This is a genomic window from Arthrobacter sp. BGA-UO-ETr-C19, assembly GCF_059568005.1.
Genome location: NZ_JCAQPC010000019.1, coordinates 1 through 23,512 on the forward strand (window position 1 = coordinate 1; position 23,512 = coordinate 23,512).

Sequence of the window (23,512 nt, forward strand, 5' to 3'; positions counted from 1 at the left end):
CATGCGATGAGGAGTCATATCCGGTATTAGACCCAGTTTCCCAGGCTTATCCCAGAGTCAAGGGCAGGTTACTCACGTGTTACTCACCCGTTCGCCACTAATCCCCGGTGCAAGCACCGGATCATCGTTCGACTTGCATGTGTTAAGCACGCCGCCAGCGTTCATCCTGAGCCAGGATCAAACTCTCCGTTGAAGAAAAACAGACACAACCAACACCCCCGGAAATAACAGGAACGAAGGCTGCACAAAATTTGAAACCAGCTAAAAACACCAGGCCACACCACGGGGGTGGGCAGCCCGGCACAATCAACCAATTCATAAAAAATCGGTATCAACAAACTTGGCACACTATTGAGTTCTCAAACAACAGACACACCCGGCACCACCCAAACCAACGTTCAGGATCGCTCCGGAGCAACTTTTCAAACTTACCCGGTCCGGCGAAGCTTTGCAAATCGGCGTTTCCGCGATTTTTGCTTGCAGGGAGGTCCCCGGCCCGTCCGCGGCGCACTGTTTAGTGCACCATTTTTCAGGCTGTTTGAAAGGGGGTCGGTCGCTATTTGTCCGCTTCAGCGGCGGCGACTCGAATGACTCTACACGGCCACGGGGGCGCGTGCAAATCGCCTCGGACTCGACGGCGGGAGCGACAGAAACGGGCCGTTCTGGACATGCTGTGCGAGCAGCAAATGCTGTCCGCCGGCCGTCGCTGCCCCTCATCGAAAGTGGCGTTCACGATGCTACTTTGCGCGTCCCCGGCTCAACTAGACAGAACAGTCTGTCTCGCATAAATTTCAGGTAGATCGCTGGCCACTACGGGCGGAGATCCGTTTATCGCTGAAGCAGAAACGGCGGATCAATGTACATGTCCTTAGAGGAGCCCAAAAATGGACGCCACCAAGTTTGAACAATTTATCGCCGAGGCGCTGACCACGGAGCGGGAGACCGATACGGTTCTCGGATCCGACGAGCTTTACGGCCTGTACACCAGTTGGTGCCTGATCCATAAGTTGCAGCCAGCCGCCCCTGACTCCCTGTTTGCGGCACTGAAGGCGCGAGGGATCGATCCGGCCTACTGCGAGCTGGCCATGACCGGGCCCGCAGCCGCCGACTACATCCTGGCGAGCGCCCCCAGCCTTATCTAGGCGTACGCAGAAAGAGCCGATGCAAATCGGCTCTTTTTGCGTACCCAAAACTCTGCATTTTACGCACACCGCTGCCACGACGCTTCAACGCACTTATAACGCCGGCCCGGGGGGCCGGCGGGGAAATCAAGGTACCTAATGGCCGTACAACCCGGCATTGCAGAAGGCACAGTCCTCGGCGGAAGGTACCAGGTGGTGGAACAGATCGGTTCCGGCGCCATGGCCTACGTGTACCGCGCCGTCGACGTGTCCCTCGAGCGCGAAGTCGCTCTCAAGGTCATCATCAGAAGCGACACCGCTCCTCAGCCGGCGCGGGACGACGACGCCGAAGTCAAGGTCCTCGCTGCCCTGAACCACCACAGTCTGATCACGCTCCTTGACGCCGGCATCGACCGCGAAGAGCCCGGCCGCACCCGCATCTACCTGGTGATGGAGCTGGTGGAAGGCCCGGATCTCAAGCGCCGCCTCGCCGAAGGCCCGCTCTCCTCCCGGCACACCGCCGAGATCGGCTACGACGTGGCGGACGCCCTCGCCTACATCCATGAAAGCGGCGTAGTCCACCGGGACGTCAAGCCGGGCAACATCCTCGTCTTCGACTACCAGCACGACACCGCCCGCATGCACGCAAAACTGACGGATTTCGGCATCGCGCTGATGGCTGATGCGCCAGACCTCCACGACGGCGGATTCCTTGGCACCGCCGGCTACCTCAGCCCCGAGCAGGCGAAAGCCGAGCCTATCGGGCCGCCCAGCGATGTTTACTCCCTGGGCCTGGTGCTGCTCGAATGCCTGACCGGGCAGCAGGCCTTTCCGGGTGACCCGTTGCAGAGCGCATTAGCGCGCCTCATGGAGGACCCCTATATCCCTGACGACGTGGAACCGGAGTGGCGGCTGCTCCTGGCGGCCATGACGGCACGGAATCCGGATGACAGGCCGTCGACCACCGAGGTTAGCCAGGCCCTGCATGAGCTGTCACTGAGCAGCCGCGGAAAGCACAAGGTGGACCCCACCATCATCCCTGCCGACGAGGAAGCCCGGATGGAGGCGGTGCACAGATACGGCATCCTCGACACTCCCCCGGACGGCGCCTTCGACAGGATCACGGCGCTGGCCGCCAGGCTCTTCTCAGTGCCGGTGGCCATCGTGTCGATCGTGGATCATGACCGGATCTGGTTCAAGTCCCACCACGGCGTGGACGTGGAACAGATCAGCAGGGACCCAGGCCTGTGCGCGTCAGCGATCCTTCAGGACGATCTTTGGGTGGTGGAAAACGCGCCGGAGGACCCGAGGACCCTGCTGAATCCGCTGGTCGCGGGTGAGTTCGGGCTGAAGTTCTATGCCGGCGCTCCTCTTAAGACGGGGGACGGCTACAGCCTGGGCACCCTGTGCATCCTGGACTTCGAACCGCGCACCATGACCCCAGAGGACAACGCCAATCTGCGCGACCTGGCCGCGATGGTCATGACCGACCTTGAGCTGCGGATTGAAGCAGCAGCCGGGTTGCATGGTGCTCCCCAGGATTCCGGCGTCGTGAACTAGCGACCTCGGGAGGCGTATGTCAGGACATGCACCTTCCTCGAGGGCGCCGCAAGTTTTCTCTAGGCTGCTGCCACCACCATGGTGCTGTCTGTAGGCGCAATTGGGGGCGACACATGGACCTGAGTTCAAGCCTAAAATCCGGCCCCCTGCACACGGGAGGTCAGCCATGGCAATCGTCGACATCCATATCAACGACGGATTCGTCCCGATGGTGGACGGATCGCTCGTGTACCACCGTGGATTCGGGGACCGCCGCACTGCAATAAACGATCCGAAGCCGGCGCTGGCGATAAGCCCGCGGGTCATCACGGCCAACGGCCGGGTGGTGGCAAGCAGGACCTATCCCCTTGGTGCGCCGCTGCCGCCGCTTGGAAGGCCGGCACCGCTGCGGCCGGATCCCGCATTCACGCGGCAGTTCCTTGCCCGGCGAGGCTACTGGGCCAGCTTCTTTCCGCCCCGGACGCTGATCGCCGAGACGGGCAGCATCATCGAAATCCTGCTGCACAACAACCTCGCGCAGCCGCATGAGATTCGGTTCCACCGTGCCGGGCCAGGCGGGGCGGACATCGGCTCCGCCCAGATCGCTCCCGGAAAAACTAAGCTCCTGAGGTTTCCTGCACCCTTGCCTGGGACCTATGTGTACACAGACCCGGGCAACCAGCCGGTGGAACGGACCCTTGGCCTGTACGGCGCGCTGGTGGTCATCGATCCGCGGAATGCATGGCGGCTTGCCCCGGGCGCGGCGGAGTTCGAGCGCCAGTGGCTGTGGCTCTGCCACGACGTGGATTCCAACTGGGCGCGGATCACTTCGAGGGGGCAGACGGTGGATCCCCTCGCCACGCCGGCAGTTCCGGACTACTTCACCATCAACGGCTATTCGGGGTTCCAGGCGCTGGCCGTCACCACGGATAAGGAGTTCAACGACCGGCGGCATGAGGACACTCTGGCTTCAGGGCATCCCCGCGAGACCGATGTGCGCAACTTCAGTGCCTCCCCGTCAGCCGGGGCCATCCGCACTGGACACCTCATGCGGATGCTCAACGCCGGCATCGTGGACCACCAGCTGCACTATCACGGCAATCATGTGTGGACCGTGCGGGCCAACGGCCTCGATTTCCCCCGGTCCAACGGCAGGGTATCGCCGCAGGGCGACGTGGTACTCCAGCAATGGGAGGACACCATTCAGCTCCAGCCGCTGGAACGCAAGGAGGCGATACTTCCGGTCCGCCGGCCGCCGGACGTGATCGACCCGGTGTGGAACGCGAGGACCGAGGACTGGACGTATCCCATGCACTGCCATGCGGAACCGTCCCAGACCGCGCGCGGCGGCCTCTACCCCGGCGGGCTGGTGGCAGACTGGGTCCTAGCCGCCCAGCCCGCCCCCGCTCAGGGGGCTCCGCCGACGGCAGCAGATCCGCACCACACGTTCAGGAGCCAGGTGGATTTCTCGTCGGATCAGCCCCACGAGGGCAGCCCGGAGACCGAATTCCCGCAGAAGCCTGACGTTTTCCTCGAGATGGACTTCTTCAACCGGAAGTTCGATTTCCCTGACGGCTCCGAGCACGAGATGTGGAGCTTCGAGGGAAACAAATTCGGCCGCCAGTTGCCCGGCACGACGGTGCGGATGCAGGAGGGGCAGCTGTTCCAGGCCACGATCAAACCCAGCAAGAGGGTTCACACCATCCACTGGCACGGCATCGAACCGGACCCGCGGAACGACGGCGTCGGCCACACCTCCTTCGAAGTCACGGGACACTACACCTACCAGTGGAGGCCCGACGTCGGCGAACGGGGCAACCCTAACCGCGGGGGGTCGGGAACGTATTTCTACCACTGTCACGTCAACACCCCGCTCCACGTGCAGATGGGCATGTTCGGCGCGATCGTCGTCGATCCCCGGCCCAACCCCGCTGCGCCAACCCCGGCCGGCACGCGGCGTCATTCGTTCGAGGGCCCCCTGTATGACGTCGCCACCGAGACCTTTATTGCGCCGTATTCCCTCGATCCCCGGTGGCATGAACTGAACCACGCTGCCGGGCTCAACGGCGAGGATGCCGGGCTCAACCGCTTCGAGCCCAGGCACTTCTTCCTCCTGGGCGGCACGATCCCCAGCCGGCCAAGGGGCGACGACCGGGTCTGGGCCGTCTCCCAGATGAAGGCAAACGTGGTCCGGAACGGCCGCTACCCGACACTCGTGCGCATGGTGAACGTGGACTACTTCCCGACGCGCACGCGCATCATGGATGCCGCGGGCAGGCCGGCCAGGATCGCGGAGCTGATCGCACATGACGGCCGCCCGTTCTGGACTACACCGAGCCCGACCGGTCCGGCGGTGCAGCCGTCAGTAGCCGGGCAGCCGCTGATGACCGACATCATCAAATCCGGGGCCGCCGAAAAGTTCGACTTCCTGCTCCGCCCGCCGACTCCCGGCAAATACACCATCAGCATCGACTTCCTGCACTGGATCACGTCAAAGGTCCTGGCCACCCGGACAGTTACGGTCACCGCGGCCTGAGCGTCCCTTGCGGACCGCTCGTTAAAGCTCGACGGCGGGAGGGCGACAGCGTCGCCGCCCGCCCGTCGTCGGGGTTCAATCAGCGGAAAATCCGCTGGGCCCGGGCCGCTGACTCACGCGCAACCGGCTGCTACTGTGGCGGCATGGAAGCTGGTATGGTCCGCCCCAGGAGCGGCAAGATGATCGCGGGCGTCTGTGCGGCGCTGGCTGCGCGATTCCGTATTTCCAAGGCTCTGGTCCGCATCGGCTTTGTGCTGTTCGGCCTGTTCGGTGTTGGGGAACTGGTCTACATCGCCCTGTGGGTCCTCATCCCCAAGGAGCATTAAACCTCCGGAAAAAGGAGAGCTACCCGCCGACGTGGTGGATGGTGAAGGCGGAGAGGAAGCCGACCGCAGCCACCAGGCCGGTGAGGTTGTGGTGCTCCTCGAAGGCCTCGGGGATCATCGTGTCCGCGAGCATGGCGAGGATCCCGCCGGCGGCGACGGCGGTGATGAAGGCGACCATGCTGTCTGGCGCCGTCTCGAGCGCCGTGTAACCGATCAGCGACGCGAGCCCGCACAGCAGCGCGATGCCGCCCCACACGCCGAAGACATACTTGGCGCTGCGGCCGGCCTTCTTCATGCCCGCCGTACTGGACAGCCCTTCGGGGACGTTCGAGATGAAGACGGCGGCGAGCATGGCCGGGCTCACCGCGCCTGCCGTGATGAGGCCGAGGCCGAGGACCACCGATTCCGGGATGCCGTCCAGGAGCGCCCCGACGGCGATGGCCGTGCCGCTGCCCGGGTCCTCCTTTTCGGAGGGCTGCTGGTCCTTGGATCGCTTCCGGTGCTTGGCTCCGGAGCGGGCCAGCAATGCGTTGGCGCTGACGTAGACCACCGCGCCGGCGAGGAAGCCGAGGACCGTGGGCCAGAGTCCGCCGCCCTGCACGGCCTCGTCCACGAGTTCGAAGGCGAGCGCGGAGATGAGGACGCCAGCGCCGAACGCCATGATCGAGGAGACCAGCTTCGCGGGGATGTTCCATTTCCAGGACAGTCCCGAGCCGAGAACCAGCGCCCCGCCGGCAAGAGTTCCCCAAAAAAGCGCCCGGGCCCACATGGGCATGGATGTCCGCCTTCCCTGGCCGTGAGGCCTCCCCTAAGCTTCGTTGAGCCGTTGAACTTCGTTGAGCTGGGGGACGGCATTGTTCACTTCCGCCTGCCCCCGGTCCACGAGCATTCTCGCAGACGGGAAGTCTGAAGCCGCGGCGGCAGGCCGATGGCGCGGGGGTCAGTTGCCGGGGATCAACTACACGGGTCAGGTGCCGGGCCGGAGGCGATGCCAGCCGCGGGCGATGCTTGCCCAGATCGCCCACATGGTGGCCGCGGCTGCGGCGAGTGTCAGTGCAGCCGTGACGCTCTGGCCGGCGGCGAAGAAGCGGATGGTGAATCCGGTGAGGTAGGCGAGCCCGACGGCGGCCGCCACGCCCAGCGCGAACAGCACCAGTCCCGCTGCGGTACTGAACGCGCGCTTCGCAGTTCTCCGGTGCGGACCGGCGTCGGGCGCCACCACGGCGAGGTTGGCATCAGGCTCATCCTGTCCCCCACGTGCAGCATCAGGTTCCGCGCGTCCGGTGTCGGGTGTTTCGGCCTCCGGTTCGGCGTCGGTGCGGACGCGCCGGCCACGGCGGCGCTTGCCGACCGCCGTCGTCGGCTGTTCCCAAACCTCGGCCAGAGAGGAGAAGCCGCGTGTTGCCGCAATGGCGAGCACTATCTGGGCGCAGGCCAGCGCGTGCGCCCGCGGCTCATGCCGCTCAACCGGCGGAAGACCGAGGGCGGCGAGAACGTCACTGAGGCGGTGCCGCGGCAGGGGCAGGTGGTCCTGGGCGAGGTGCAGCGCGCAGTAGAACTCCTCGGCCGGCAGGTCCAGGTGCTGGTGCTCGGTGGCTTTGTGCATCACGGAGGCGTCGTAGGCGGCGTCGAACGCCACGAGCGGGTCCTCGCAGACGAACTGCAGGATGCCTTCGAGGGACATCTCCCAGTCGGCGGCGTTCTGGACGTCCTGTTCCGCGATGCCGTGGAGCTCCACGTTGATGGGATCAAAGTCGTCGATGCCGGGCGGCGGCTTGATGAGCCACGATGCCGTGTCGACGATGTTCCCGTCGCGGACCTTCACCAGGCCGACCGCGCAGGCCGAGCCGCGGTGGCTGTTGGCCGTTTCGAAGTCGATGGCCGTAAAACTGATTCCTGACATCCGTGCCTCCCCAGGGCATAGCGCGGGAGGCCTCAAGCGCCTTTGCTTGTGACCTCCCGCACATGACATCGCCATTCTTGCAGAACAGATGCCGGATTACGTTCCCGGCGGAAAATGTGACGTGCGCCATTCGGCCAATGAAAAGACCGTTGACACCCTGCCCGGCCCGGAGTACCAAGGCCTTGGGCGGTCCATTTCCGGGCCGCCCGAGGTGATTCCACAAGCATTTAGGAGCACGTCATGCCTGTCGCCATCGTCATGGATTTCGCCGGGGCAACATTGGAGCAGTACGACCAAGTCATCGAAAAAATGGGCTTCACCAAAGGTGGTCCCGGCGCGCCGGGCGGCCTGACACACTGGGTGGCCGCCACCGAAAATGGGATCCGCGTGGTGGACACGTGGAAGAGCAGGGAGGCTTTCGAAGCGTTCGCCCGCGAGAAGATCGATCCCATCTCCGCCGAAGTGGGCATCCCCCAAAAGCCAGACGTGACGTTTTACGAGGTCCACAACTACCTGACCGAGGGCCCGGCCGCCTGACCAGCGGGCATCAGTTCAAACATTCATGCTTCAAAGGAGAAGCATCCACAGCATCGAGAAAGCCCGACGGCGGGTGGCCGGCAACGTCTGCCGGCCACCCGCCGTCGAGCTTGCGACGTTAGGGTGCCGGTGGGGAGCGAAACCTATCGCCCCGGGTTCGGGTCCACACTCTCACCGTCGGCCAGCCCGCCGTCGTACTGGAGACCGGCAATGTCCGAGCCGTCCTCCATCGGAGTGCCCGACAGTGCGATGGGCTCACCGTTGGCCGGCTCGTCCTTATGACGGGCTTCCTGCAGATGCTGTTCAAGCTTCTCTTCCGCGTCCCGCCTTCGCTGGCCGACAGTACGCATCTGCTGGGTGGTGGGGGCCGCATGCGCGTGCAGGCGCGGCCCATGATCCGGAAAGTTCTCGCTCATAGTGGAATCGTCCCACCGGACGGCACGGGTGGCTACCTCCCCTGACCGCGAGCAGGCCGGGCCGGGAAATCCAGCCGTTGCTGGCCGCGCAGCACCCTGCCATTCTGGGTGAATCCTGCTTCCGACAGTGAACGAAAGGACGAGACGATGCCGCTCTACCTATCCAGATTCAGCTACACACCGGACACATGGGCAAGGCTGATCAACAACCCTGAGGACCGACGAAAGGCCGCCCAGACTTACATCGAATCGGTCGGCGGGAAGCTCCATGGATTCTGGTACGCCTTCGGCTCCCACGACGGGTACAACCTTTGGGAGGCCCCCGACAACGTCTCCATGGCTGCAGTGGCACTGGCGCTTAGTGGAGGCGGTGCGCTCAGTTCCTTCGAAACCACGGTGCTTTTGAGCGTCGAGGAATCGATGGAAGCCATGCGGCAGGCTGCGAAGATCAAGTACCAACCGCCCGGCACAGCACAGCAGCCCGAGGTTACCGTCGATTGAGCCTGTCCCCCTGGTTGAGCCTGGCCCGCGCAGGCTCAACCACCGGCTTAGCGTTCCGGGTTCAGGTCCTTGCGGAAGATCACCGTGCCGTTGGCGTTGCGGAGGGTGACGGAGAAGACGTCGTCCTGGCCGAGGTCTACGTGGCCGAAGTACTGGCTTTCGCCGCTGCGCGGGGACTCGCCGGCGTAGGCACCGGCACGGGAGAAGACCACCTCCGGGCCGAAGGTGGCGTCCATCTGGTTGGGGCCGAAGCTGCCGGCATTGATGGGCCCGCCCACGAACTCCCAGAAGGGTTCGAAGTCCTGGAAGGCGGCGCGCTCGGGTGAATAGTGGTGGGCGGCGCAGTAGTGCACGTCCGCGGTGAGCCAGACGACGTTTTTAACCCGGTTGCGCTTGAACGCGGACAGGACCCGCGCGATCTCGAGCTCCTTGCCCAAGGGGGCACCGGCGTCGCGGTTGGACAGGGACTCCTGCGCTGAGGGTCCGTCGGGGACGATGATGCCCAGCGGCAGGTCTGCGGAGATCACCTTCCACGTGGCCTTGGACGTGCTGACCTCGCGGATCAGCCAGTCGGCCTGTTCCTGGCCCAGGATGTGGGTGAGGTTCGTTTCCTTGCCGTCCGTGTTGGGGTCCTTGAAGGTCCGCATGTCCAGGCAGAAGACGTCCAGCTGCGGGCCGCGGGTGATCTTGCGGTAGATGCGGGCGGGTTCGAAGCCGGTGCTGCCGTCGCTGAGCTGGGCGATGGGCTGGTACTCCTGCCAGGCCTGGCGGCCGCGGGCGGCGAGGACGTCCACGCGGCGCTCGGTGTAGCGGGCGTCGCTGAGGATCTGCCCCGGGTACCAGTTGTTGTGGGTCTCGTGGTCGTCCCACTGGGCGATGACCGGGACCTCCGCGTAAAGGGCGCGGATGTTCTTGTCCATCATGTTGTAGCGGTGCCGGCCGCGGTATTCCTCGAGGGTTTCGGCCACCTTGGAGACCTCTTCGGTGACGAGGTTGCGCCAGATCTGGCCGTCCGGCTCGGTGACCTGGGCGGCGATGGGGCCGTCGGCGTAGATGGTGTCGCCGGAGTGGATGAAGAAGTCCGGCTTGGTGGCGAGCATGGCCGCGTACCCGCGCATGCCGCCGATCTCCTCGTTGATGCCCCAGCCCTGGCCGGCGGTGTCGCCGGTCCAGACGAAGCTCTGGCCGCGCTTGCTGCCGGCGCCGCGGGACCAGGGGCTGCTGGCCTTCGAGCCGGGCGCGGTGCTGAAGGAGCCGCGGGCGGTCTCGCCTGCGTTGCCGTCCGGGTCCTCGAAGTGCATGGTGAGCGCGAAGCGGGTTCCCGCCGGGAGGTCACGGGCGGCGATCTTCGAGGTGAAGTCGGTGGCATCGCTGGCAGTGGTGCCGCGCAGCACCCGGCTGAAGGCGGGGCTGCCGCGGAGCGCAGACCCGTCCTCGTCGACCGCCACCAGATTGGCAACCAGCCGGCCCGCGCCCGACGCGCGGGACCACAGGACGCCCGAGTTGGTTGTGACATCTCCGGTGGCGATGCCGGACGGGAGGGTCAGTCGGGTGCGGACCAGGGGCACGGCGGCCGGCCGGGCTGCGTGGGCAGGGACCACCAGTGAGGGCGCGACGGCGGCAGCACCGGCAGCGGCGATGGCACCTTTGAGGACGTTTCGGCGGGTGAGAGCAGTCATGGGCCCATCGTTGTTTGGCCGGGTTACGGGACGGCGACGGTGGGGTGAACCGGGTGAAGCGGGCCGGTGACAACCCGTTTGAATTCGTTGACAAATAATGAAATTGTCTTCCCATGCGAGAGATGTAGGGTCTAATATCCTGCATCTAGGCATTAATCAAAGAAGATAATGCTGAGAGCGTACCCTTACTTCCAAGCAAGGGGAAATGAGTGGGAAATTTGGTGCATTGCATCTTTCCTCGCGGCAACTCATCTGCGGCTCCTAATGGGGGAACCGCTTCAGACTGATATTTGCCCGCGGCAAATATCAGCCGCCCTCACTTCTCTGCGCGTAGATCTGCGGCCTTCTTCTGGCCCGCGCGCTTTGCTTGCTCTTGGATGGAGTTTGTCATGAAGAAACTGCTAGTCGCTATTGCTCTTTTGCTAGGACCGGTACTTAGCGCTGGCCCTGGTACTGCCGCCCCGCCCGAAAAACCGAATCCAAACAAGCCAGTCGTCATAGACATAATCAACGGCAGCGGCACCATCCCAGCGATTGCCGATGGCGGTGCCTGCGCCTTTCCTGTTGGCGTAGTTGTCACTGGGAAATTCAAAATCATTGAGAGTCAGCAAGGCAGGACGATCTTCACATCACCGGGACAAAAAGTCACTCTGACAAACGGCACAAAATCCGTTAGTTACGTAGTCACCGGCGTCCGTCGGGAAGTTGTTACGCAAACTCCGGACGGAACAGTTCTTGAGGAAGTAGTGACAGGCAGAAATGTCGTGACTAATGCAAGGGATGCCAATTCCGAACGCGTTGGCTTATTCCTCCTGGTTGGTGAGTTCAACTACGCCATAACGGATGACCTTCCAGTACCCCAAGAGGTAAGGGTTTTCAGCGGAAAGGGGCAGGTAGTCGACGTTTGCGCGGCGCTCGCGTAGGAGTGCAGACGAACGCGTGGCTGGCATCACCGCCAGCCACCCGCCGTCGTACCTTCCGCGACAGCAGCTCAGCGCAAAGGCACCTCGTCCACGAACGCCACCGGTGCCACGGCTTGCTGGTAGAGCTTGAGGGCGTCGGGCACGGCCAGGTTGCCGAAGTTCAAGGACAACTGCAGTCCCTCCAACTGCGCGTTGGCGCTCTCGGCCGCGCTTACCTTTTCGCCCAGCGCGCGGGAGTTTGCGAAGTTGGTGGCCAGTGCGGCCGACACGGAGAAAATCACGGCGGCCAGACAAAGGAACCGCCACACGATGGAGTCGTCGTCCAGCGAGAAGATCCCGCGCACCGCCTCCGTGAATCCAGTTCCGCCCACTGCCGGTCCGGCCGTGAGCGCGGCAGCCAGTGCACTGCCCACGATGCTTACATTTGAGAGCCTGTTCCGGCGCGGCCGCTCCCGCCCCAAGTAGGAGCGGATGGCCTGCTGCTTTTGGTCAATGCGCTCGGACAGCCGTTGCCGCGTATCGGCGGATTCTTCCATGGTTAGCTACAGCCTTTCTCCCCCCGTCGACGTTTGGATCAGGATCCCACCGCCCGGAATCCCGGTCCAGACGCGGATGCTCAGGGTCCGTCCGCCACAGTGCGCGGAACAGCAAGGCGTCGATCAAAGTTTCGCCGCAGGCAGGCAGGAGCACCGGGACCAGAGCAGGCGTGCGATCGACGGGGGCGATTACGCGGCATCCGACTGGCTGCCCCCGCCGTCGTACTTGAAATGCCGCTCAGCGGGACGGAACCTCTGCCACGAACGGAACGTGGGAAACGAACTGCTTGTAAAGCATCGCTGCCTCGTCAATCGCTATGTGGCCGAAGCCCAGGGACAGTTGCAGCCCTTCCAGTTGGGCGATTGCTGTCTCCGCTGCGGTGACCTTTTCGGCCAAAGCCTGTGAGTTGGCGAAGTTCGTGGCGAGCCCGGCCCCGACCGACAGAACCACTGCCCCCAGGCAAAGGGCGCGCCACACCACGGAAGCGTCATTCAGGGAGAACACGCCCTGGACTGCTGCAGTGAACCCGGTGCCGCCGAACGCCGGACCCGCGGTGAACAGAGCCGCGAGCACGCTGCCGGCGACGCTGAATTCCGTGAGCTTGTGCCGGCGGGGCCGGAGCCGCTCCAGGTAGGAGCGGAGCGCGGTCTGTTTTTCCTCGATGCGGTCGGACAGCCTCTGACGTGTCTCCGGTGAGTCGTCCATGGCGGTATCAGCCTCCCTCTCCGGCAGGTGTTTGCGATCAGGATCCCACCGCCCTGAACGCCGGTCCAGAGTCGAGATGTTGGGCACAGGCGCGACTCGCCCGGACATGATGATTCACGAGTTCGCCGGAACGTGCCGAGGACGCCGGAAACTTCCGGCGATCTGGAAGGCTTCCGGCGAATTCGGGGAGCCCAGGAGCGTCCGGAAAGAACTGGACCCCGCGAGACAGGGTTGTCTCCCTGTCCGCTGCAGGCAGGCTTGTGTACGTTATTGACACGGGACTGCAATGGCGCAGCCCCGCCGAGCTGGGCAGCGGACGAGAGGCGACAAGGATGGCAAAGACAACCGGAGCGGCACCAAAACTGGCCAAGGCATTGGCCATCGTCCTCGGCACCAGGGAATTGAACAATGGGGAGTCGGGCACGGACCAGATACCGGTCCGGTTGCGGGCGTGGGACGGCTCGGAAGCAGGTCCCGAAGAGGCGCCACTGATCGAGTTCACGTCCCGCCGGGCGCTGCGGCGGATCCTCTGGTCGCCCGGGCAGCTGGGCCTGAGCCGCGCGTACGTTGCCGGCGAGATCAAAGCGCACGGCGACATCTTCGCGGCCTTCGCCGCCCTCAGCTCCGCCGGCAAGTTCGCCGAGCCCGGCCCGTTCAGTCCGCTGACACCCCGGGAAATGTGGACGCTGGCGAAGACGGGTGTCCGGCTCGGCGCGCTCGGGCCCAACCCCGCTCCCCCGCCCGAAGAGGCGAGGGTGGAAAAGCACGGCAGGCGGCACTCCAAGAAACGGGACGCCGCCGCGATCTCACACCATTACGACGTCGGCAACGACTTTTACCGGCTGGTCCTCGGTCCGTCCCTGGTCTACTCGTGCGCGGTCTGGCCGGACGAGGGCCGGAGCCTGGAAGAGGCGCAGGAAGCCAAACTCGACCTCGTCTGCCGCAAGCTGGGTCTGAAGCCCGGCATGCGCGTGCTGGACGTGGGCTGCGGCTGGGGAAGCTTCGCGCTGCACGCCGCCGGGCGGTACGGGGCGAGCGTCGTCGGCATCACACTGTCAACCGAGCAGGCGGAGCTGGCCCGCAAGCGGGTGGCCGAGGCCGGGCTGACGGAACTCGTGGAGATCCGCGTCCAGGACTACCGCGACGTGACCGACGGCCCCTATGACGCGATCAGCTCCATCGGCATGTCAGAGCATGTCGGCCGCGAACAGCTGGGCCGCTACGTCTCCCAGCTTCATGGCCTGCTGCGGCCCGGCGGGCGGCTGCTCAACCACGCCATCTCCTGGAACGCCGGACCCACCGAGGACGATCCCGATTCCTTCATCCCCCGCTACGTCTTCCCCGACGGCGAGATGCTCAGCCTGGGCGAGATGGTGGTGGCGCTGGAGGGCGGCGGCTTCGAGGTGCTCGACGTCGAGGCCCTCCGCCGGCACTATGCCCTGACGCTGCGGGCCTGGGTGAAGAACCTCGAGGAGCAGTGGGACGAGGCCGTGCGGCTGACGTCCGACGGCCGCGCCCGCATCTGGCGGCTCTACATGGCGGCCAGCGCCGTCGGCTTCGAGGACGGCCTGACGGGAGTGAACCAGGTGCTGCTGCAGAAGGCCGGCGGCGAGGAGCCGCCGCTGCGGCTGAGGGAATGGGCCGCTAGTTGAGCGCGTCGACACCAAGAAAACCACACAAGGAGCAAGGACAATGGCTAACATTCTGATGGTCGTCTCGGCGGCCGATTCGCTGACCATGAAGGACGGCAGCCAGCACCCCACCGGATTCTGGGCCGAGGAGCTGGTGGTGGCGCACCGCACCCTGCAGCAGGCCGGGCACAACGTGGACTTTGCCACTCCCGGCGGTGTCAAGCCCACGGTGGACAAGATCAGCCTGCAGGCAGACATGGTGGGCAGCGAGGAGCGCGCGGAGGACTTCCGGACTTATCTGGAGATGATCGACGTCGACCTTTTCGCGCCGCTGGTGCTGGCCGACGTCGACATGTCCGCTTACGACGCCGTCGTCCTGCCGGGTGGCCACGGCCCCATGGCGGACCTTTTCCAGGACAAGGACCTCGGCCGGATTCTCGTGGAGGCGGACGGCGCCGGCAAGATCATCGCCCCCTTCTGCCACGGGCCGGCGGGCCTGCTCAGCGCCACGGCCGACGACGGCGCCTTCGCCTTCACAGGCCGCAAGCTCACGGTCTTCACCAACTCGGAGGAGATGGGCGGCGGCACCGGCGAGAACACGCCCTGGTTCGTGGAGACGGCGCTGCGGGGGAAGGGCGCCAACGTGGAAACCGGCCCGGACTGGGCCAGCCACGTGGTGCGCGAGGGCAACCTGATCAGCGGCCAGAACCCGCAGTCCAGTGAGGACGTGGCCAAGGAGGTCATCAAGGCCCTCGCGGAGTAGGCACCGCCGGCTTAAACAGCAACGCGGGGTCAGATACCGCCCGATCCCGGCAGGGGATTGGGCGATATCTGACCCCGCGTTGCATTAAACGTCGGCGCCCCTCAGTCCCCCATGCCGGGCTGGACCCGCACGAAGTCGACCTTGTTGCCGGGGTTGCTCCGGCTTTTCTGGTGACGCGAGAAGCCCTTCGCGTCCAGATGGTTCTGCGCGCGGAACTCGGCCAGGGCTTCGTCGTACGCCTGGTTGAGCCGCTTGCCGGAGACCTCCTCCACCGAGCCGTCAGAAAAAGTAACGGAGACGAGGATGCTCTCCGGGAAATGCCGGTTCATCCGGATGAAGCCTTCGGCATCCTGCTGCAGATTGATCAATGTGGTCCGCCTTCGTGGTTGGGCTTCCAGTCATAGCACGACGACGGCGGGGTCCGGCAGATCTGCCGGCTTCCCGCCGTCGTACTTTAGAAAGCTGTAGCTAACCGGCCAGGCCGGCGACCAGGAAGATCACCGCGGCTATGGTGAAGCCCATGACGCCGATCAGGGTTTCCATAACGGTCCACGTCTTCAGGGTGGTCTTGACGTCCATTCCGAAGAAGCGGCCCACCAGCCAGAAGCCCGAGTCGTTGACGTGGGAGACCACCACGGAGCCCGCGGCCACGGCGATAACCATGGCCGCGACCTGCATGCCGTTCAGCCCGCCCGCGGCAACGGCCGGGGCGATGAGTCCGGCAGTCGTGGTCAATGCAACGGTCGCGGAACCCTGGGCGATCCGCAGGATTGCGGAGATCAGGAAGCCGGCCAGGATGAGCGGGATGCCCATGTTGCCGAGCACATCGGCGAGGGCGTCGCCGATGCCGGAGGTGCGCAGGACACCGCCGAACATGCCGCCGGCGCCGGTGATGAGAATGACCGAGCAGACCGGGCCCAGCGAGGATTCAAGCAGCTTCTCCAGGGCGCCGTTGTGGACTCCGCGGCGGGCGCCAAGGACGAACATGGCAACCAGGACGGAGATGAGCAGTGCCACCGGCGTTTCACCGATTGTGCGCAGCACCTGGAACCACTGTTCCTTCTTGACCGACTCGGACAGCACGCCCGAGGCGGCGAGGGTGTTCAGGCCCGTGTTGATGAAGATCAGGACCAGCGGCAGGAGCAGCAGGCCGATCACGGTGCGGAACCGCGGCGGGTGGGATTCGGCGTCGGCGGTGGCGTGGCCCAGCAGTTCCGGAACGGGGAGCTCCAGCTTCTTGCCGGTCCACAGGCCGTAGAGGTAGGCCGTGACGTACCAGGTGGGGATCGCGGTGAGCAGGCCGGCGATGGTCACCAGGCCGACGTTCGCCTCGAAGAAGGCCGACGCCGAGACCGGGCCCGGGTGCGGCGGCAGGAAGATGTGCATCACGGAGAACGCACCGGCGGCGGGCAGGCCGTAGCGCAGCACTCCCCCGCCCAGGCGGTGGGCCACGGCGAACACGACGGGCAGCATGACCACGAGGCCGGCGTCGAAGAAGATCGGGAAGCCGAAGATCAGGGACGCGAGGCCCAGCGCGAACGGGGCCCGCTTTTCCCCGAAGATGCCGATCAGGTAGTCGGCCAGCACCTTGGCGCCGCCGCTGGTTTCCACGATGCGGCCGAGCATCGCGCCGAGGCCGACCAGCAGCGCGACGGTGCCGAGGGTTGTTCCGAAGCCGTTGACCAGCACCGGGACCACCTGGTTCGCAGGGATTCCGGTGGCGAAGGCCGTGGCCAGGCTGACCAAAATCAGTGCCAGCAGCGCGTGCATGCGCAGCCGGATGATCAGGAAGAGCAGGACGGCGATCGCCGCTGCCGCGATGAGCAGCAGTGGTCCTGCGCCCAGTGTTTGGGTCCATCCTTCGATGGTCATGATTCTCCTTTGAAACAGGGTCTTGCAGTTGGGGAGGTGAAAGAGTGTGGGGGCTTAGTTAGCGCACGGTGCTTTGCCGGAAGGGAGCTTCAGCGCGGCAAGGATGGCCTCGATGAGTTCGTCCGGCGAGCGGGTGATGTCCAAGCGGAGGCTGCCGGCTTCCAGTTCCTCTGCGGTCAGGGGTTCCAGTGTGGCCAGCTGGCTGGGCAGGAGCGTGGGCGGCATGAAGTGGCCTGCCCGTCCTTGCATCCGCTCGCTGATCAGGGCTGCCTCGCCGTGGAGGTGGATGAACAGCACGCGGCCTTCGGCTTCGGACAGCAGCCTCCGGTAGCTCTGCTTGAGCGCGGAGCAGGTGAGCACGGTGCTGTGGCCGGCCCGGGCCTGTTCGGTCATCCAGTCCTGGATCTGCTGCAGCCAGGGCCAGCGGTCCTCGTCCTGCAGCGGGATGCCCTGGCTCATCTTGTCGATGTTGGACTCCGGGTGGAACTCGTCCGCCTCCGCGCACGCCCAACCCAGGTGCTTGGACAGGGCCGCTGCGATGGTGGACTTGCCCGAACCGGCAACGCCCATGACCACCAGATGCGTGGCTGGATACTGCATGTTTACCTCCGAGGAAGACGTCTTTGGCTTGTGGAAGAAGCTCAATCTGCAGCCCGATTCGAACTGCGCTGGAGATAAGGTATCACCAATTCATCCAAAAGATACTATCTTTTCGTGTCACAGGTCATATCTTTGCCGTCATCGTCCGGTAGTCTTGGGAGGCGCCTTCGGCGCGGAGGGAAGGCAGGAACATGTCGACGGCGACATCAGACAGCGCGGATGACGCGAAGGACGGCGGGTTATCACCCGCGATGCATGAACGCGTCCTGGACGCTCTTGGCGTGGCCATCGCTTCCGGGCGTCTTGGCCCCGGGAGCCGCCTGACCCTTGAGGGTCTTCAACAGGAGTACAGCGTGTCCCGGACGGTGGCGCGGGACACGATGAAGGTCCTCGAGTCGATGAACCTGATCTACTCGCGCCGGCGCGTGGGGATTGTGGTGCAAAACCCGGAACGCTGGAACGTTTACGATCCCAAACTGGTGCGCTGGCGCCTCGCCTCAGAGCGCCGCGCGCAGCAGTACGCCAGCCTGACCGAGCTGCGCATCGCCGTCGAACCCATTGCAGCGGCCGGTGCTGCGCGCCGGGCCAGCGCCGCGGAACGCAGCCAATTGGTGGCTTTGGCCGCAGACCTGCGGCGGCTGGGTGAAGCCGGTGAATTGGAGGCGTTCCTGGCGGCAGACATCGCCTACCACCGGCTGGTGCTGACAAGCTGCGGCAACGAGATGTTTTCCTCGCTCGAGGGCATGGTGGCCGAGGTGCTCACCAGCCGCACCAAGCAGGGCCTCATGCCGTTCAAGCCCCGGCCCGAAGCCCTGGCCGCGCACGAGGCAGTGGCCGCAGCGGTCGCCGGCGGGGACGCCACGGCGGCAGAGACGGCCATGCACCACATCCTCGACGAAGTGCGGAATGCGATGGGGCTGCACTAACCCAGGGGACCGGCGGCACACTCCCGCTCTGCGCTCAGGAGCGGTGGTCCTGTTCGTAGGCGTCAGGGATGCCGTTCTGGTCGGCGTCGATTTCCTCTTCGGCTTCCGCCAGCCGGTATTGGCGGTTTCTGGTGCTGAGGACGGCTGCTGCCAGCAGGGCAGCAATAAGAGACGCCGTCAGGATGCCGACTTTGGCGTGGTCGTCGTGGATGCTTCCGTGCCCGAAACTGAGTTCAGCCACCAGCAGGGAGACAGTGAAACCTATTCCGGCCAGGACGGAGACTCCGAAGATGTCGATCCATTTGAAGGAATCATCCAGCCTTGCCCTGGTTGCCTTCGTGAGAACCCAGGTGGTGCCGAGGATCCCGGCAGGCTTACCCAGCACGAGGGCGAGGATGATGCCCAGGGTTACCGGGTCGGTCAGGGCCGAGACCAGTCCTTCCCATCCTCCGACGGCGACTCCGGCAGAGAAGAACGCGAAGATCGGCACGGCGATGCCGGCGGAGATGGGGCGGAAGCGGTGTTCGAAGGTCTCCGCGAGGCCGGGACCGGCTTCCGGACCGCCGCTGGCCTGGGAGCGGATCACGGGCACGGCGAACCCCAGGAGCACGCCGGCGACGGTGGCGTGGATGCCTGAGGCATGCACGAGCGCCCAGGTGGCGATGCCCAGTGGCAGCAGGATGAGCCATGCAGCTACAAGCCGGGTTCCGAAGAAGCGGCGGTATTTCTGGGCGAGGAAGGTGTAAAGCCCCAGCGGAATCAGTGCCAGCAGCAGCGGCCCGGGCTGAATATCGCTGGAGTAGAAGATGGCAATGATGCTGATTGCGATCAGATCATCGACCACGGCGAGGGTGAGCAGGAAGATCCGCAGGGCGCTAGGCAGGTGGGAGCCGATGATCGCCAGGACGGCAACGGCGAAGGCGATATCCGTGGCGGTGGGGATGGCCCACCCCCGCACCATCTCCGGACTCGAGAGGTTGACCAGGGCGTAGATGACCGCGGGCACAGCGACGCCGCCGACGGCGGCGGCGATGGGGACGATGGATTTGCTGATCTGGCGCAGGTCTCCGGCGACGAACTCCCGTTTGAGTTCGAGTCCGACGAGGAAGAAGAAGATTGCCAGCAGGCCGTCGGCGGCCCAGGCTCCGAGGCTGAGGTTAAGGTGCCAGGGCTCGTAGCCGATCCGGAAGTCCCGGAGTGCGAAATAGCTCTCGGCCAAGGGTGAGTTGGCCCAGATGAGCGCGACGACGGCTGCGACGACCAGCAGTGCGCCGCCGACGGTTTCTTTCCGCAGTATCGCCCCGATGCGCAGCGCTTCGGCATAGCTGCCGCGTCCGAATACGGTGGATCCGCCGCGGGGCGAAGCTGAGGGTGTGTTCTGGTCCATTAAGTGTCCTGCTCGTTGGGTCGACAAATACCGTGCCGACCAGACTTCCCGGCTCACCTGCCTCCAGTCTATGGGCTGGGGCCGCCCTGACACGAACGGCCCGGGTCCGATCCCCGGGCGGGCCGTGCCCCGGCGAGGCGCTCCAGTGGTCAGCTGGTCGAAACCCGTCGAGACTTAAAGTCGAGCCTTAAAGCCGCGCCTCGGAGAACGGAACGCTGGGCAGCCGCCCTGCGTGCCACGCCTCAGTTGAGCGAACGCCGGGTGTGTGGCCACGGCCGTCGGTGAGGACGGCACGGACGGTGGCGCCGACAACCCAGAGTGCCGTAAGAGCGATGATGATGAGCAGTTCCATGGTTTTCCCTCGGATGAGTGTTGGTGCTGATTGGTGATTTCAGTGTGTTCGGCAGGCGTGTGAGCCAGCGTGTGAGGCACCGCAGACACCGAAAAGCCGCGGCGGTACCATGAGCCGTATGGCCGAGACATGGATCCGGCTCCTCGGTCCGCCACGGATCGAGTCCCCTGGCGCAAGTCCTGCGCAGCCCCGTGGCCGCAAGGCCTGGGCTGTGTTGGCCTACCTCGCCCTGCAGGCGGCGGGCACCGGCCGGTCGAGGACCGCCGCGCTGCTGTTTCCGGATGCTGCCGATCCGCTCGGTGCGCTGCGCTGGAACCTCTCCGAGCTCCGGCGATCGCTCGCCGGTGTAACGCTCGACGGCGATCCCCTGCGGCTGGAGATGCGGCCGGCTTGGCGCTGCGACGCCGTCGAGCTGGTCGGGGCGCGTGCCATCCCCCGTCTCGACCCACAAAGTCTGAACGGCCAGCTGCTGGAGGGCTTGTCCTTCGGCGATTGCCCGGTTTTTGATTCGTGGCTGGCAGACCAGCGTTACCGGCTGGAGAACTGCGGACAGTCCCTGCTCTACGAATCCGCACTCGCCGCTTTAGCTTCGGGCGATCCGCGGGAGGCAGTGGAGTTGGCCTCGCGGGCGCTGCAGCGGGACCCGTTCCACACCGACTGCAACGCGGTGCTGGTCAGGGCGCTGGTGGCGGCCGGCGAGCACCGGCATGCCCGCGAGCATGTGACCAAGTGCGCCAACCTCTACCGCGATGACCTGGGTTTGCCGCTGCCGCCGGAAATCCGGCGTGCCCTGTCCGGTGCGGACCCCGAGGCGGACCCGGGGATTCCCGCCACCGCGGCGACCGTCCGGTCCTATCTCGACGCCGGCGGCGCCTCACTCTCGGCCGGAGCCGTGGACCGCGGGCTGGATCAGCTGCGGCTCGCCGTCGTCCTGGCCCAGCGCACTCCGGACCGGCATCTCCTCGCCGAGTCGCTGGTGACGCTGGCCGGCGCGATGATCCACCAGGCGGGTGGCCGCGGCGCGGAGGTGGCGGATTTCCTGCACCGGGCGCTGTCAGCCGAAGCACCGGCGGCCGGGGCGCCGCCGGAAAAGTACGACGGCGGGTCCCCGACTGCGGCGGCGGCTTACCGCGAGCTGGGGTACTTGTCCGTGCAGCGGGGTGTCCCGGACCGGGCGGCCGGCTGGCTGCACCGGGCCAGCTCTGCCGCCGCCGGATTCCCCGAGGAGCAGGCGCGGGTCCTGGCAATCCAGGGCATGCTGGCGTCGGACACCGCCCGCTACGGCGACGCGGTGGATGCGCTGACCGCGTCCGTCCGGCTGGCCCGGGAGGCGCGGAACCGCCGGCAGCTGGCGTTCAGCAGCGCGCTCCTTGGCCGCGTGTGGCTGCTGCGCGGGGAGCTGGACCTCGCGGCCGAGACCCTGGACCATGCACTGGAATGGATTCTCGCCGAGCACTGGACAGCGTTCGAGCCGTTTGTGGCCGGAGTGCGCGGCGAAACGTACCTCGCGGCCGGCCACCTTGAGGCAGCCGCCGAAATGATCGACCGGTCGTGGGTGATGGCGGACCTGGCCGGGGACCACTGCTATATGGCCCTCGCGGCGGGGGCCGAAGCCCGCCTGTTCCTGGCCCACGGTGACCTCGCCGCGGCACAGCACTGGGTGGACAGGGGGATGGAGCCCAAGCCCTGGTACCTCTGGTATTCGGCCCGGCTGCTGGACGTTGCGGCGGAAGTGGCCATCGCGGCACGGTCTGAGCGGGCCGGAGAAGTGGCGGAACGGCTTGGGGCACTTGCGAGCCGGAGCGGAATGCGCGAGTTCGCGGTCCGGGCGCAGTCCCACCGCGCCGTGCTCGGTGACGAGGCCGCCGCCCAGGCCGTTCCCTGGCTGGCGAAGGAAATCGAAAACCCCGCGCTGACCACGTTCCTGACGGCCCGCGGCCAGCTCTGACAACCGCTGGTTGAGTCTGCCGAAACCGGAATCGTCAGCGCCTATCCCGCGTTGAGCAGCCCCTGCACATGAAGCAGGAACTTACGGCCGCCGTCGGTTAGCCCGGGAGCGTCAGTAAAGCGGCCGCCGGGAACCGTCAGCGGCAGGCAGTCCAGGGTCCAATGGGTGCGGAGATACATTTCATGGGCCAGGTCCAGCGGGATGGGCGCCCCGGCCTTGGTGCGGAACCCTTCGACGTTGAGGACGTCGGCGATGATCCGTGCTCGCTCGTCCCAGCGTGGCGTGGTGCCGTCGAGCAACCACCGCACCACGAGGCCGTTCACGATGGCTGCCGCTTCCTCCGGCGGGTTCCCGACGGCATTGGCGAGAAAATCCCACAGGGGACGGCCGCCGTCGTACATTTTGCGGCCGGCGGGTGAGAGCAGCAGGCGGCCCTTCGACTTCCGCAGCAGTTTCCAGGCCTGGAGCTGCTCCCGGAGGTGCAGGACGGGCAGGGTCTGGACCTCTCGGTTGGCCTTGCCGATCCAGCGGTCGTCCAGGCCGAGGGCTTGGAAGGTCTCCTTGACGAAGGCCGGCTTGAGATAGCCGTCCTTCGTCAGCTCCAGCCCGTCGGCGGGAACCTGGGACAGGAACCAGTGAACCGGATGGACGACGGCGCCGATCTCGCCGTCCGTGGGCGGCTCCGGCCAGAGCTGCAGGGCAAGCTCGTCCAGCCGGGCGTTGAGGGCGCTGGCGTCGAACGCGGCAGGAGCGAAGGTCACCGGGTCCTCGCCGCTGACCAACTTGTACCAGCCGGCAGTGTCCCTGTATTCCGGGTGCCCGGAGTCTGCCAGGACCTCAATGACCCGCCGGTAGCCGTACGGACCGCCGGAGTCCTCCACCGGGCCGCGGTTGGCACCGCCTGAACAGCGCAGGGTCCCCGCGGGAAGCTCGGCGGGCCCCATCACCTCGACAGTGTGCGTCCAGGCGTCGCCGAAGTCGTATTCGTATTCGAAGTTGGAGGGTCCGGTCCGCCGTGCGTCCAGGAGTTCAAAAAGTGCGACGCCGGACGCCGGCTCCGCGTCGATGTCCTCGGCCGCTTGGTCCGGACCGACGATGACGCGCGCTTCTCCACGGACGTCAGTACAGCGGATCCCGTAGAGGTGCCGGTTCTCCCATCCGAAGGCGGTTTGTAGCACACGGTGGAATTCCGGGACGATGACGGTTTCAGGGAGCTGCAGCCGCCGCCAGATCTCCGGTTCGGTGCCTTGGATGCTGATCCGCAGATCGAAGCCAGGGACGGTGCCGGTTGGTTGCATGACGGCAATTGT

23 protein-coding genes and 1 rRNA gene are annotated in these 23,512 nt (G+C 65.6%); 11 read left to right on the forward strand and 13 right to left on the reverse strand.

The features are described from left to right. Positions 1–193, reverse strand: a 16S ribosomal RNA gene (locus tag AC57BR_RS11410); the annotation flags it as partial. 691 nt (positions 194–884) lie between these two features. Here AC57BR_RS11410 and AC57BR_RS11415 point away from each other — a divergent pair. The 4 genes from AC57BR_RS11415 to AC57BR_RS11430 all read left to right on the forward strand — a co-directional run bounded on the left by AC57BR_RS11415 (position 885) and on the right by AC57BR_RS11430 (position 5,522). Beyond that, complete coding sequence (locus AC57BR_RS11415) at positions 885–1,142, forward strand: hypothetical protein (RefSeq protein WP_496360565.1); 258 nt, start codon at positions 885–887, stop codon at positions 1,140–1,142. 138 nt (positions 1,143–1,280) lie between these two features. Then, a complete protein-coding gene (locus AC57BR_RS11420; protein WP_496360567.1) occupies positions 1,281–2,681 on the forward strand; it encodes a GAF domain-containing serine/threonine-protein kinase in 1,401 nt (466 codons plus the stop codon). A 166-nt stretch (positions 2,682–2,847) separates the two neighbouring features. Continuing rightward, complete coding sequence (locus AC57BR_RS11425; RefSeq protein ID WP_496360569.1) at positions 2,848–5,196, forward strand: multicopper oxidase domain-containing protein; 2,349 nt, start codon at positions 2,848–2,850, stop codon at positions 5,194–5,196. A gap of 143 nt (positions 5,197–5,339) precedes the next feature. Then, positions 5,340–5,522: a PspC domain-containing protein gene (locus tag AC57BR_RS11430; RefSeq protein WP_496360571.1), complete on the forward strand. Its 183-nt coding sequence runs from the start codon at positions 5,340–5,342 to the stop codon at positions 5,520–5,522. 19 nt (positions 5,523–5,541) lie between these two features. Here the strand turns inward: AC57BR_RS11430 and AC57BR_RS11435 are convergent, their stop codons facing one another. Together AC57BR_RS11435 and AC57BR_RS11440 are read right to left on the reverse strand one after the other, a co-directional pair. Further along, positions 5,542–6,297: a ZIP family metal transporter gene (locus AC57BR_RS11435; RefSeq protein WP_496360573.1), complete on the reverse strand. Its 756-nt coding sequence runs from the start codon at positions 6,295–6,297 to the stop codon at positions 5,542–5,544. A gap of 192 nt (positions 6,298–6,489) precedes the next feature. Next, positions 6,490–7,425 (reverse strand): 3'-5' exonuclease family protein, encoded by a 936-nt coding sequence (locus AC57BR_RS11440; RefSeq protein WP_496360575.1) that lies wholly within the window; start codon positions 7,423–7,425, stop codon positions 6,490–6,492. 240 nt (positions 7,426–7,665) lie between these two features. Between AC57BR_RS11440 and AC57BR_RS11445 the strand changes: the two genes are divergently transcribed. Continuing rightward, the gene (locus tag AC57BR_RS11445; protein ID WP_496360577.1) at positions 7,666–7,962 is read left to right on the forward strand and encodes a hypothetical protein; all 297 of its coding nucleotides are present in this window, start codon (positions 7,666–7,668) and stop codon (positions 7,960–7,962) included. Between the two features lie 143 nt (positions 7,963–8,105). Here AC57BR_RS11445 and AC57BR_RS11450 read toward each other — a convergent pair whose 3' ends face one another. Next, positions 8,106–8,378 (reverse strand): hypothetical protein, encoded by a 273-nt coding sequence (locus tag AC57BR_RS11450; RefSeq protein ID WP_496360579.1) that lies wholly within the window; start codon positions 8,376–8,378, stop codon positions 8,106–8,108. Positions 8,379–8,525: 147 nt separating this feature from the next. Here AC57BR_RS11450 and AC57BR_RS11455 point away from each other — a divergent pair, with 147 nt between their 5' ends. Beyond that, a complete protein-coding gene (locus AC57BR_RS11455; RefSeq protein WP_496360581.1) occupies positions 8,526–8,879 on the forward strand; it encodes a GYD domain-containing protein in 354 nt (117 codons plus the stop codon). 47 nt (positions 8,880–8,926) lie between these two features. On the opposite strand, the gene AC57BR_RS11460 is transcribed toward AC57BR_RS11455, so the two are convergent. Next, positions 8,927–10,558 (reverse strand): alkaline phosphatase D family protein, encoded by a 1,632-nt coding sequence (locus tag AC57BR_RS11460; protein WP_496360583.1) that lies wholly within the window; start codon positions 10,556–10,558, stop codon positions 8,927–8,929. A gap of 389 nt (positions 10,559–10,947) precedes the next feature. Between AC57BR_RS11460 and AC57BR_RS11465 the strand changes: the two genes are divergently transcribed. Then, the gene (locus tag AC57BR_RS11465; RefSeq protein WP_496360585.1) at positions 10,948–11,481 is read left to right on the forward strand and encodes a hypothetical protein; all 534 of its coding nucleotides are present in this window, start codon (positions 10,948–10,950) and stop codon (positions 11,479–11,481) included. Between the two features lie 68 nt (positions 11,482–11,549). Here AC57BR_RS11465 and AC57BR_RS11470 read toward each other — a convergent pair whose 3' ends face one another. Next, positions 11,550–12,017, reverse strand: a complete 468-nt coding sequence (locus AC57BR_RS11470) for a hypothetical protein (protein WP_496360587.1) — start codon at positions 12,015–12,017, stop codon at positions 11,550–11,552. 238 nt (positions 12,018–12,255) lie between these two features. Further along, positions 12,256–12,723 (reverse strand): hypothetical protein, encoded by a 468-nt coding sequence (locus AC57BR_RS11475; RefSeq protein WP_496360589.1) that lies wholly within the window; start codon positions 12,721–12,723, stop codon positions 12,256–12,258. 332 nt (positions 12,724–13,055) lie between these two features. Between AC57BR_RS11475 and AC57BR_RS11480 the strand changes: the two genes are divergently transcribed. Both AC57BR_RS11480 and AC57BR_RS11485 read left to right on the forward strand, forming a co-directional pair. Then, on the forward strand, positions 13,056–14,375 hold the full coding sequence (locus AC57BR_RS11480; protein ID WP_496360591.1) for a class I SAM-dependent methyltransferase: 1,320 nt from the start codon (positions 13,056–13,058) through the stop codon (positions 14,373–14,375). Between the two features lie 40 nt (positions 14,376–14,415). After that, positions 14,416–15,117: a type 1 glutamine amidotransferase domain-containing protein gene (locus AC57BR_RS11485; RefSeq protein ID WP_496360593.1), complete on the forward strand. Its 702-nt coding sequence runs from the start codon at positions 14,416–14,418 to the stop codon at positions 15,115–15,117. Positions 15,118–15,218: 101 nt separating this feature from the next. Here AC57BR_RS11485 and AC57BR_RS11490 read toward each other — a convergent pair whose 3' ends face one another. The 3 genes from AC57BR_RS11490 to AC57BR_RS11500 form a co-directional block, all read right to left on the reverse strand. Then, positions 15,219–15,485, reverse strand: a complete 267-nt coding sequence (locus tag AC57BR_RS11490) for a hypothetical protein (protein WP_496360595.1) — start codon at positions 15,483–15,485, stop codon at positions 15,219–15,221. A gap of 100 nt (positions 15,486–15,585) precedes the next feature. Beyond that, the gene (locus AC57BR_RS11495) at positions 15,586–16,989 is read right to left on the reverse strand and encodes a GntP family permease (RefSeq protein ID WP_496360597.1); all 1,404 of its coding nucleotides are present in this window, start codon (positions 16,987–16,989) and stop codon (positions 15,586–15,588) included. A 54-nt stretch (positions 16,990–17,043) separates the two neighbouring features. After that, on the reverse strand, positions 17,044–17,589 hold the full coding sequence (locus tag AC57BR_RS11500; protein ID WP_496360599.1) for a gluconokinase: 546 nt from the start codon (positions 17,587–17,589) through the stop codon (positions 17,044–17,046). Positions 17,590–17,780: 191 nt separating this feature from the next. Between AC57BR_RS11500 and AC57BR_RS11505 the strand changes: the two genes are divergently transcribed. After that, the gene (locus AC57BR_RS11505; RefSeq protein WP_496360601.1) at positions 17,781–18,515 is read left to right on the forward strand and encodes a FadR/GntR family transcriptional regulator; all 735 of its coding nucleotides are present in this window, start codon (positions 17,781–17,783) and stop codon (positions 18,513–18,515) included. A gap of 34 nt (positions 18,516–18,549) precedes the next feature. On the opposite strand, the gene nhaA is transcribed toward AC57BR_RS11505, so the two are convergent. Together nhaA and AC57BR_RS11515 are read right to left on the reverse strand one after the other, a co-directional pair. Next, positions 18,550–19,902, reverse strand: coding sequence for a Na+/H+ antiporter NhaA (nhaA, locus tag AC57BR_RS11510; RefSeq protein WP_496360603.1), 1,353 nt, complete (start codon positions 19,900–19,902; stop codon positions 18,550–18,552). A gap of 187 nt (positions 19,903–20,089) precedes the next feature. Then, positions 20,090–20,254: a hypothetical protein gene (locus tag AC57BR_RS11515; RefSeq protein ID WP_496360605.1), complete on the reverse strand. Its 165-nt coding sequence runs from the start codon at positions 20,252–20,254 to the stop codon at positions 20,090–20,092. A gap of 118 nt (positions 20,255–20,372) precedes the next feature. Here AC57BR_RS11515 and AC57BR_RS11520 point away from each other — a divergent pair, with 118 nt between their 5' ends. After that, positions 20,373–22,202 carry an AfsR/SARP family transcriptional regulator gene (locus tag AC57BR_RS11520; protein WP_496360607.1) on the forward strand — a complete coding sequence of 610 codons (1,830 nt, stop codon included), beginning with the start codon at positions 20,373–20,375 and terminating at the stop codon, positions 22,200–22,202. 41 nt (positions 22,203–22,243) lie between these two features. Here AC57BR_RS11520 and AC57BR_RS11525 read toward each other — a convergent pair whose 3' ends face one another. After that, positions 22,244–23,500, reverse strand: coding sequence for a plasmid pRiA4b ORF-3 family protein (locus AC57BR_RS11525; RefSeq protein WP_496360609.1), 1,257 nt, complete (start codon positions 23,498–23,500; stop codon positions 22,244–22,246). Positions 23,501–23,512 lie beyond the last annotated feature (12 nt).